Annotated in this window: 7 protein-coding genes, 10 tRNA genes, 1 riboswitch and 1 other annotated feature (2 of these 19 only partly in view); of the genes, 3 read left to right on the forward strand and 14 right to left on the reverse strand. The window is 43.2% G+C overall.

Annotated elements, in window-relative coordinates; translation table 11 throughout:
- Positions 1 to 73, reverse strand: a binding site (T-box leader); it reaches 155 nt to the left of the window's first position.
- A 43-nt stretch (positions 74 to 116) separates the two neighbouring features.
- The gene (locus HED61_RS01750) at positions 117 to 1,985 is read right to left on the reverse strand and encodes a LysM peptidoglycan-binding domain-containing protein (RefSeq protein ID WP_219645421.1); all 1,869 of its coding nucleotides are present in this window, start codon (positions 1,983 to 1,985) and stop codon (positions 117 to 119) included.
- Between the two features lie 261 nt (positions 1,986 to 2,246).
- On the opposite strand from HED61_RS01750, the gene HED61_RS01755 reads away from it, so the two are divergent.
- From HED61_RS01755 to HED61_RS01765, 3 genes are read left to right on the forward strand one after another with little or no spacing between them, the layout of a single operon-like run.
- The gene (locus HED61_RS01755; RefSeq protein WP_003128409.1) at positions 2,247 to 2,897 is read left to right on the forward strand and encodes a phosphatase PAP2 family protein; all 651 of its coding nucleotides are present in this window, start codon (positions 2,247 to 2,249) and stop codon (positions 2,895 to 2,897) included.
- A 24-nt stretch (positions 2,898 to 2,921) separates the two neighbouring features.
- Positions 2,922 to 3,905: a TIGR01212 family radical SAM protein gene (locus tag HED61_RS01760; protein ID WP_029487327.1), complete on the forward strand. Its 984-nt coding sequence runs from the start codon at positions 2,922 to 2,924 to the stop codon at positions 3,903 to 3,905.
- Complete coding sequence (locus tag HED61_RS01765) at positions 3,880 to 4,455, forward strand: tRNA (mnm(5)s(2)U34)-methyltransferase (protein WP_219645422.1); 576 nt, start codon at positions 3,880 to 3,882, stop codon at positions 4,453 to 4,455. Before HED61_RS01760 ends, HED61_RS01765 begins: the two co-directional genes overlap by 26 nt.
- A gap of 24 nt (positions 4,456 to 4,479) precedes the next feature.
- Here the strand turns inward: HED61_RS01765 and HED61_RS01770 are convergent, their stop codons facing one another.
- The 13 genes from HED61_RS01770 to HED61_RS01830 form a co-directional block, all read right to left on the reverse strand.
- The gene (locus tag HED61_RS01770) at positions 4,480 to 5,262 is read right to left on the reverse strand and encodes an alpha/beta hydrolase (protein ID WP_219645423.1); all 783 of its coding nucleotides are present in this window, start codon (positions 5,260 to 5,262) and stop codon (positions 4,480 to 4,482) included.
- Positions 5,262 to 6,743 (reverse strand): MDR family MFS transporter, encoded by a 1,482-nt coding sequence (locus HED61_RS01775; RefSeq protein WP_138372196.1) that lies wholly within the window; start codon positions 6,741 to 6,743, stop codon positions 5,262 to 5,264. Before HED61_RS01775 ends, HED61_RS01770 begins: the two co-directional genes overlap by 1 nt.
- 67 nt (positions 6,744 to 6,810) lie before the next feature.
- Entirely contained in the window at positions 6,811 to 7,995 is a 1,185-nt protein-coding gene (gene metK, locus HED61_RS01780) for a methionine adenosyltransferase (RefSeq protein WP_156248012.1), read from the reverse strand.
- Positions 7,993 to 8,075, reverse strand: a riboswitch (SMK box riboswitch). Its footprint overlaps the gene before it by 3 nt.
- Before the next feature lie 102 nt (positions 8,076 to 8,177).
- Positions 8,178 to 8,249 (reverse strand) — tRNA-Glu (locus HED61_RS01785).
- A 13-nt stretch (positions 8,250 to 8,262) separates the two neighbouring features.
- Positions 8,263 to 8,336 (reverse strand) — tRNA-Ile (locus HED61_RS01790).
- 15 nt (positions 8,337 to 8,351) lie between these two features.
- A tRNA-Gly gene (locus HED61_RS01795) sits at positions 8,352 to 8,422 on the reverse strand.
- A 4-nt stretch (positions 8,423 to 8,426) separates the two neighbouring features.
- Positions 8,427 to 8,499, reverse strand: a tRNA-Phe gene (locus tag HED61_RS01800).
- 4 nt (positions 8,500 to 8,503) lie between these two features.
- Positions 8,504 to 8,576 (reverse strand) — tRNA-Asp (locus HED61_RS01805).
- A 17-nt stretch (positions 8,577 to 8,593) separates the two neighbouring features.
- Positions 8,594 to 8,667 (reverse strand) — tRNA-Met (locus tag HED61_RS01810).
- Between the two features lie 84 nt (positions 8,668 to 8,751).
- A tRNA-Ser gene (locus HED61_RS01815) sits at positions 8,752 to 8,841 on the reverse strand.
- 14 nt (positions 8,842 to 8,855) lie between these two features.
- Positions 8,856 to 8,927, reverse strand: a tRNA-Glu gene (locus HED61_RS01820).
- Positions 8,928 to 8,934: 7 nt separating this feature from the next.
- Positions 8,935 to 9,022: transfer RNA gene (locus tag HED61_RS01825), tRNA-Ser, on the reverse strand.
- A gap of 25 nt (positions 9,023 to 9,047) precedes the next feature.
- Positions 9,048 to 9,075, reverse strand: a tRNA-Ile gene (locus HED61_RS01830) (it continues 46 nt past the right edge of the window).

Raw genomic sequence — 9,075 nt, forward strand, 5'->3', positions numbered from 1 at the left:
TCTGTGCATTTCCACCAGCCATGCACTCTCTTGATTCCAACACGTTTCTACTATTCCTTCTCAAATGTGAAAGATTCTTTGCACTTATCCTATCAAAAAAACAGCGGAATAGCAATCTATTTTACGCGAACGCTTTGTCCAGGATAAACAAAGTTGTCTTTAATGTTATTCCATTGAATGAATTGATCTCTGGAAATCCCAAATTTATCCGCAATTCCCCAGACAGAATCGCCAGATACTACGGTATAGTTGCTCGTACTTGCCGTCTGATTCGCAGCCGTTGCCGTACCGCTGACCCGTACGCTTTGACCAGGATAGACGTAATCATTTTTGATATTGTTCCAACTGCGGAATTGGTCCATCGTGATACCAAATTTATTAGCAATCGACCAAACCGAGTCCCCAGACGCCACTGTATACTTTTGACTGCCAGCTGATGAAGAAATGCTCGTAGAAGCTGTGGTCGGCCTACTTGTCTGTTTATTTCCAGAATTTTTTACGACTAAGCGTTGACCAGGATAAATAAAGTCATTTTTGATATTGTTCCAGCTGCGCAATTGATCCATCGTGATGCCATGCTTATTCGCCACACTCCAAACCGAGTCCCCTGAAGCAACGGTATAACTACCAGCATTGGTTACAGAACTTGTTGCTGTAGTCTTGTTGGCCTGACTTTTTGACCCAGTACCATTTTTTACGACTAAGCGTTGACCAGGATAAATAAAGTCATTTTTGATATTGTTCCAGTTGCGCAATTGATCCATCGTGATGCCATGCTTATTCGCCACACTCCAAACCGAGTCCCCTGAAGCAACGGTATAACTACCAGCATTGGTTACAGAACTTATTGCTGTAGTCTTGTTGGCCTGACTTTTTGACCCAGTACCATTTTTTACGACTAAGTGTTGACCAGGATAAATAAAGTCATTTTTGATATTGTTCCAGTTGCGCAATTGGTCCATCGTGATACTATGCTTGTTCGCCACACTCCAAACCGAGTCCCCTGAAGCAACAGTATAACTACTAGCACTTGCTGTCGTGGTAGATATGGTCCCTGTATTCGTCGTTTGTTTGGCAGTACCACCATTGATCGTCAGTTTTTGTCCTGGGTAGATAAAATTATTGCGAATATTGTTCCAGCTACATAGCTGATCCATTGTGATGCCGAATTTATTAGCGATTCCCCAGACAGAATCCCCTGACGCAACTGTATAGCCTTGACTACCAGAAGAAACTGACGATGTCGCTGCTGGCTTGCTGACAGGATTTGTAGCGGTATTAGGTGCACTGACCGTTGCTCCACCACCGGCATTGCCTGAAGCTGGTGTATCATATTTAGTCAAGCCATACTGCTGGATCACCGTATTCAATGAAGAAGCATAGTTGGGAGCTGTTGCGTAACGCCCCGTCAACCATTGGGTTGCATCACGGTAAGAAGACGTATTGCTCTTCCAAGCACCTGCATAATAATAATTACCGTTTCCTAGCGAAACATTTCTTAATGTTCGTGCATTGTCTTCAAAAGATTCTTTGTAAGAAGGGTATTTTTTGAAGGGTTCTTTCATAGTCAACCATTGATTGTTTAAATACTCTGCTGTGTTCATATAGACTGTCTGACCATTATGACTGCCCTTGATTCCAAAAAGATTATGGTTAGGTGATTGGGACAGGGCACTTCTTCCCCAGCCGCTTTCAAGAATGGCTTGTGCGATCATGACTGAAGCATAAAGATCATTTGCTTGGGCAACAGGCTGTGCATAAGTTGCGATTTCTGTAATGAATGCTGCTGTATTAGGTGCAGCAAAGTTACTTCTCACCACAGTATTTTCTACGGCATCCGCTTGAACTGGAGTCAGCAAAGGCGCTACTACTGAGCAAGCGGTTATGGTTGTCCCTACAACAGCGGCACTTTTTCTCATCGTTTGATAAAATTCACTGGACTGTCCTTCTCTGCGACGCTCTTTGCGCGATAAACTCATGTTCATGAACGTTCCTCCGTCTTCTATTTTTTTCCTACGTTTAGTATACAATTTCTTAAGATTTTATAAAAGTTATTTCCTTCTTTTCGCCAAACTGTAAACTCTTTGTAATCTAACGTACATTATTCGAAAGAAGAAGTAAGCAACAATTTCTTGTTATACAATATTGTCCCTCAAGAAACACCCCTGCGCCACTGTCTTTTGTCCCTCCAAGATAAATGGTATAATAGACTCACTATGTTTGCCTGTAGAAATGAGGATTTTTTTATGAACAAAAAACTGTATTATCAATTCGCCGGCAGCTGTTTTTTGCTGCTCTTTGCCTTTTTAGGCTATGTTGTCAAATTCTATCCAACTTGGCTGAATCCTTTCGATGAAAGTAGCACTCGTTTGATCCGTAGCGGTTACCCTTTTTTGACTGACTTTTTCCTATGGGTGACCAAGTTTGCTAATCCAGTAACGATTGGGCTGCTTTTCATTGTTGTATTGGTCGTGTTGCTTATCAATCGCTTCTATTCCGAAGCACTGTGGCTCAGTTTCGGTACGATTGGCATCTCAGCGGTCTTCAATCCGTTGATTAAATTATTCTTTATGCGAGAAAGACCAACACTGGAACATTTAGTGTTGGAGACAAGCTCTAGTTTTCCTAGCGGACACTCCACTGGCAGCATGGTATTTTATGGAACCTTACTTTTGCTGATTCCTGTCTTTTTCCAGTCACAAGCGTTACGCTGGGGTATGAGAATCTTGCTTGGCTTACTGATTTTTCTGATCGGTATCAGTCGGATCTATCTAGGTGTTCACTTTCCTAGCGACGTACTCGGCGGATTTTGTGTGGGACTCTCTTGGCTGTTACTGACCTATCCGTACTATTTAGAAAAGCGTTTTGTCTGGCGTTTCCAACAAAAACAATCTTAGAAAAAAGAAAAGAAGGTAAAATCCATGAATTCATTCCCCTATGCCGAAAATCAGCATAAACGTTACCATTCTTGGAATTATGCATTGCGTCAGGAATTTGGTGAAAAAATCTTTAAAGTACCGATCGATGCTGGCTTCGACTGTCCCAATCGAGATGGTACTGTTGCAAAAGGTGGTTGTACCTTTTGCAGCGTGTCTGGTTCAGGCGACATGATCGTTGCACCTGAAGCCCCGCTGCCCGTTCAATTTCATAAAGAAATCGATATGATGCACAAAAAATGGCCTCATGTCGATAAGTACATCGTTTATTTCCAAAATTTCACCAATACCCATGCCCCAGCTGCAGTCATTCGAGAGCGGTTTGAACAAGTTTTGACCATGCCAGGTGTCGTTGGTGTTTCTATCGGTACACGTCCTGACTGTCTTCCAGACGATGTGGTAGACTATCTAGCTGAATTGAACCAACGCTTTTATTTATGGGTGGAGTTAGGGTTACAAACAACCTTTGAAACCACCAGCAACGCAATCAACCGTGCGCATGATTATCAAACATATCTTGATGGTGTCGCTAAATTGAGAAAACATGGCATTCAGGTTTGTACCCATTTGATCAATGGACTCCCTGGTGAAACATTAGAAATGATGCGGGAAAATGTGCGGAAAACAATCTTGGACTCAGATATTCAAGGGATCAAACTCCATCTCTTGCATTTGATGCGAAATACCCGCATGCTCCGGGACTATCATGAAGGCAAGCTGCAATTGATGCAAAGAGAGACTTATGTCTCTTTGATTTGCGACCAACTAGAAATGATTCCTGCGGAGATCATCATTCATCGTCTGACAGGTGACGCTCCTTGGGATGCTTTGATTGGACCTATGTGGAGTCTCAAAAAATGGGAAGTCTTGAATGAGATCGATAAAGAAATGCTGCGCCGCGACTCCTATCAAGGAAAATTTGATGTTAGAAAAGAGGCTATCTATGCTACAAACAGCCATGCGTTATAGCCACACCCTTTTACAAGAAGTCGTCAAACCCGGACAGACCGTAGTTGATGCCACCATGGGAAATGGCCATGATACCGAGCTGTTGGCAACACTAGTCGGACCTGAAGGCAAAGTCTATGCCTTTGATATTCAGGAACAAGCAGTGACCACAACAAAAGAACGCATGTTAGCAAAAGGACTCCTGCCGCAAGTTGAACTGATCCACCAAGGACATGAAACAGTAGCGGATTACGTCCCTGATGCCGTTCATGCAGCTATTTTCAATCTAGGTTACTTACCAAAGAGCGATAAAAAAATCATTACTTTACCTGAGACGACCGAACAGGCACTGCAAGCATTGATCCAACGTATTGTTCCTTGCGGTCGGATCATCCTTGTATGCTATTATGGCCACGAAGGCGGACCTGAAGAGTTAGAAGCTGTTCATCGCTTTTGTCGTCAATTACCACAAGCGCAATTTAACGTGCTGTCCTATCAATTCATCAATCAGCGCAACCAACCACCAGTCCTGTTTTGTATCGAACGAAAAAAAACATCAGAGAACCGTTGACTATTCTTCGGTCTCTGATGTTTTTTATTTTCCTTCAACGAGCCAGTTTAATACCCGTTGGATCCACTGATCCCAAAATTGCCAATCGTGATCTCCGGAACCAGACTCAAATGTCACTGCCAAGTCACGTTCCTGCATTTTTGCAACTGCATATTCACTTGCAGGAAACAGTTGGTCTTCTGTTCCACAACTAATATAAAAGCGCGGTGCCTTTTGCGGATCAATCGTATCGATCAAATGGATCAAATCATTCTCTGAACCTTGAAACTGATCCAATGGGCCAAAAATCCCTTTCCAGTAAGAAGTATTTCGAATTTTTAAAAGAGAATCCATGCTTTCAGCAATCGCTAAAGCCCCGGACAAAGAGGCAACGGCAGCAAAACTCTCTGGTTTACGCAAACCCAACTTAACAGCACCATAGCCCCCCATAGATAGACCGGCAGCAAATGTCTTCTCCCGATCACTGCTCAATTGAGGAAACAGCTCTCGGCAGATTTGCGGTAACTCTTCTGCAACAAAGGTCCAGTACTTCATATCATAAGTTGTATCTGTATACCAAGCCAAATCAGTCGAAGGCATGATCACTGCCATTTGATAGTCGCTCACATAGCGCTCGATCGAAGTTCGTCTTTCCCAGACACTATGATTACCGCCCATTCCATGTAATAGATATAGAACTGGTAATTCTTTTTGATCATTTTTTGTAGTTGTACCTACCTTTTTGATGGTAGTTTGGGGGAGAATCACGTTTACCATTACTTCCATTTCAAGAACATTTGAATAGATATTTGCTTGTATAAAAGCCATCAAATCACCTGCGATTCTTTTTTTATCATTGTACCAGATTCTCGCCGAATTGTACGGGCAAACACCAAAGCAAGCACAATCAGCAACAATCCTAATCCATATACCCAATGTAATCCATCGTACAAAATTCCTCGTAATTGAAGCAGAATGTCTGTTGAAAGTTTCTTAGCAGCAGTTGGGTCCACTAAGCGATTCATGATTTCCTGATCTTGAATACCTGCTTCTTTCAATCCAAAATTATTGCTGATATTCAAGACGATCCCGAAAACAGAAACCATGATTGTCTGACCAATTGTTCTTAATAGCGTATTGAAGGAGGTCGCTACCCCAATTTGTGAATGAGGAACACTGGTTTGAGCAGTCACGGTACAAACGACCATCGTCGCTCCCAATCCGATTCCGGTAATTGAAGAGATTCCTAAAAACCAGAGAAAAGACGTTTTCATTGGGGTAATAAAAAGCCAGATTGCGCCAACAAGCGTAATTAATAGACTAGCCGTTAGGACCCATGAAACCGACCGCTTCAGCAACCAGCGGCTGGCTAGAAATGAGCCGACCATCCATAAAATCGACAACGGTGCTAGTACAAGACCACCGATACCTGCACTCATTCCTAAGACTCCTTGCATCCACATTGGGATATACACATCGATACCCATCAAAAAACCGCTAGCTAGTGCTGCGACAATATTTACTACCACAAAAGTTCTAGAATGGAATAACGCTAAATCAATTAATGGATCTGCTGCTTTTTTCTCTACTCGATAAAACAGCAGGAATGTTACAATAGTCAAAATCAGTAAGCTTACCACAGCAACACTTAACCCCTGATCGCCTAGTAACTGAAACCCTAAAAGCAGAGAAACTAATGTGACCATCATCAAAAAACTACCAAGTAAATCCATTTTCCCAGATTTCTTCGTCTTTTTGTTTTCATGAAAATAAAACCAAATCATGCCAAGGAGAAACACACCAATCGGCACATTAATAAAAAAGATCCAGTGCCAACCGACTGTATCAACAATCACACCACCAGCTAATGGACCGACGACACTAGCAATCCCCCAAGCAGTACTGTTCAAACCCAAGACTTTCGCTCTCTTTTCTACAGGGTACAAGTCGGCGATGATCGTCAATGCAACAGGCATCATCGCACCAGCCCCGATTCCTTGAACAGCTCTCGAAAGGATGAGTGTCAGCATGCTGTTTGACAAGCCACAGAGTGCGGAACCAATCATAAAGAGCAGTGTCCCAAATAAAAAAATCGGTTTACGACCAATGGTATCGGCAAGTTTACCGTAAATGGGTGTCAACATAGCACTAGTCAATAAGTAAATCGAAAAAACCCAATTCATGATCTCGATCCCGTGTAAAGAACCAACGATCGTCGGCATAGCAGTCGTAATGATCGTCCCTTCGATAGCCGTCATAAATGTTGCAACAAAAACAGCAATCGTCACACGTGTCACATTCGTTTTCATCATTCTCCCCCTCTTCTAAGTCAAAAAAAAGAACCTCTATTGATTTACATCAACAGAGGTCGCCTCTTTATTCCTTCACACTTGCCAATAAAGCATCCACTTTATCTGTTTGTTCCCATGGCAAGTCGATATCTGTACGACCAAAATGTCCATATGCCGCTGTCTGACGATAAATCGGACGACGTAGATTCAACATTTCTATAATTCCAGCTGGCCGCAGATCAAAATTCTCTCTTACAGCTTGGATCAATTTCTCTTGACTGACTTTTCCGGTTCCAAACGTATCAATTCGAATCGATACAGGTTGTGCTACACCAATCGCATAAGCTAGCTGAACCTCTACCTTTCGGGCAAGTTTCGCTGCAACGATATTTTTAGCAATATAGCGTGCAGCATAACTAGCAGAACGGTCAACTTTTGTTGCATCTTTCCCAGAAAATGCGCCACCGCCATGTCTTGCATATCCACCATAAGTATCTACGATGATTTTTCTACCAGTCAATCCGGCATCCCCTTGAGGCCCACCGATGACAAATCGTCCTGTCGGATTGATATAATATTTTGTTTCATCGTCTAAAAGAGAAGCTGGTATCACTTCTTTAATCACTTTTTCAATAACGTCATGACGAATCGTTTCATTGTCTACTGCATCATCATGCTGTGTGCTGATAACAACTGTATCCACTCGACGAGGCTGATCTTGATCATCATACTCGACAGTTACTTGGGATTTTGCGTCAGGACGCAAATAGGTCAATTCATTCGTTTTACGCAGTTCTGCTAATCGCCGAACAAGACGGTGACTCAATGCAATTGGTAATGGCATCAATTCTGGTGTTTCATCAACAGCAAAACCAAACATCAATCCTTGATCTCCGGCACCGATTTCTTCTTCATTCGCTTCATCGCGTACTTCTAATGCATTGTCAACGCCTTGAGCAATATCAGGTGATTGTTCATCAATGGCTACCAATACCGCCACAGTGTCACCGTCAAAGCCGAATTTTGCCCGTGTATAACCGATTTCTTTGATGGTTTCGCGAACAATTTTTTGAATATCTACATAGGCACTTGTCGAGATTTCGCCAAAAACCAATACTAATCCGGTCGTCACCGAGGTTTCGCAGGCAACCCGTGCCATTGGATCTTCAGCAAGCAGCGCATCTAAAATAGCATCACTGATTTGATCAGCCACTTTATCTGGATGTCCTTCAGATACAGATTCTGAAGTAAATAAATGTTTCTCTGTCATTTTTTGTATTCCCCCTAAATTTCGATTCGGTTACAAGGCATCTTCGCAGCTGCGAATCCTTTCGGGAACTTGCAACGGACTGATTATAACAAATTTTGACCTACTGTGCCTAATTTATGGAAAAACTTTTAAAATTGCCTTTTTTAAAACATAAAAAAAAAGCATTCCAAAGGATGCTTTCATGATCCGTACGGGATTCGAACCCGTGTTACCGCCGTGAAAGGGCGGTGTCTTAACCACTTGACCAACGGACCAAGTAAAATTCAATGGGCCTAAATGGACTCGAACCATCGACCTCACGCTTATCAGGCGTGCGCTCTAACCAGCTGAGCTATAGGCCCAAAATAAAAAACTAAAGCGGGTGACGAGAATCGAACTCGCGACAACAGCTTGGAAGGCTGTGGTTTTACCACTAAACTACACCCGCAAGATGGCGCGGGACAGAATCGAACTGCCGACACATGGAGCTTCAATCCATTGCTCTACCAACTGAGCTACCGAGCCATAACGGTTCCGACGGGAATCGAACCCGCGATCTCCTGCGTGACAGGCAGGCATGTTAACCCCTACACCACGGAACCATATTTAGTTTTTTTGATTGCGGGAGCAGGATTTGAACCTACGACCTTCGGGTTATGAGCCCGACGAGCTACCAGACTGCTCCATCCCGCGATAATAAATTACTAATTACAATAGCTGCTTTAAGTAATTAAAAGCTGGACTCATTGATCTACAATCCGATCAAGAGTTCAGTAAAGGAGGATAAGGGATTCGAACCCTTGCACGGTTTTACCCGCCTGACGGTTTTCAAGACCGTTCCCTTCAGCCGGACTTGGGTAATCCTCCAAAAAGTGTTGCAATGATCCGTACGGGACTCGAACCCGTGTTACCGCCGTGAAAGGGCGGTGTCTTAACCACTTGACCAACGGACCGCTAAAACGGAGAAGGAGGGATTTGAACCCTCGCGCCGGTTTCCCGACCTACACCCTTAGCAGGGGCGCCTCTTCAGCCACTTGAGTACTTCCCCAAATGTAACAAAATATATAGTTCAATGGGCCTAAATGGACTCGAACCATCGAC

This window comes from Enterococcus gallinarum, assembly GCF_021496385.1.
GTDB lineage: Bacteria > Bacillota > Bacilli > Lactobacillales > Enterococcaceae > Enterococcus_D > Enterococcus_D gallinarum.

Coding starts and splice junctions, on each gene's coding strand:
- HED61_RS01750 (WP_219645421.1), bottom strand. CDS start 1,985: ATGAACATGAGTTTATCGCGCAAAGAGCGTCGCAGAGAAGGACAGTCC.
- HED61_RS01755 (WP_003128409.1), top strand. CDS start 2,247: ATGAACAAAAAACTGTATTATCAATTCGCCGGCAGCTGTTTTTTGCTG.
- HED61_RS01760 (WP_029487327.1), top strand. CDS start 2,922: ATGAATTCATTCCCCTATGCCGAAAATCAGCATAAACGTTACCATTCT.
- HED61_RS01765 (WP_219645422.1), top strand. CDS start 3,880: ATGCTACAAACAGCCATGCGTTATAGCCACACCCTTTTACAAGAAGTC.
- HED61_RS01770 (WP_219645423.1), bottom strand. CDS start 5,262: ATGGCTTTTATACAAGCAAATATCTATTCAAATGTTCTTGAAATGGAA.
- HED61_RS01775 (WP_138372196.1), bottom strand. CDS start 6,743: ATGAAAACGAATGTGACACGTGTGACGATTGCTGTTTTTGTTGCAACA.
- metK (WP_156248012.1), bottom strand. CDS start 7,995: ATGACAGAGAAACATTTATTTACTTCAGAATCTGTATCTGAAGGACAT.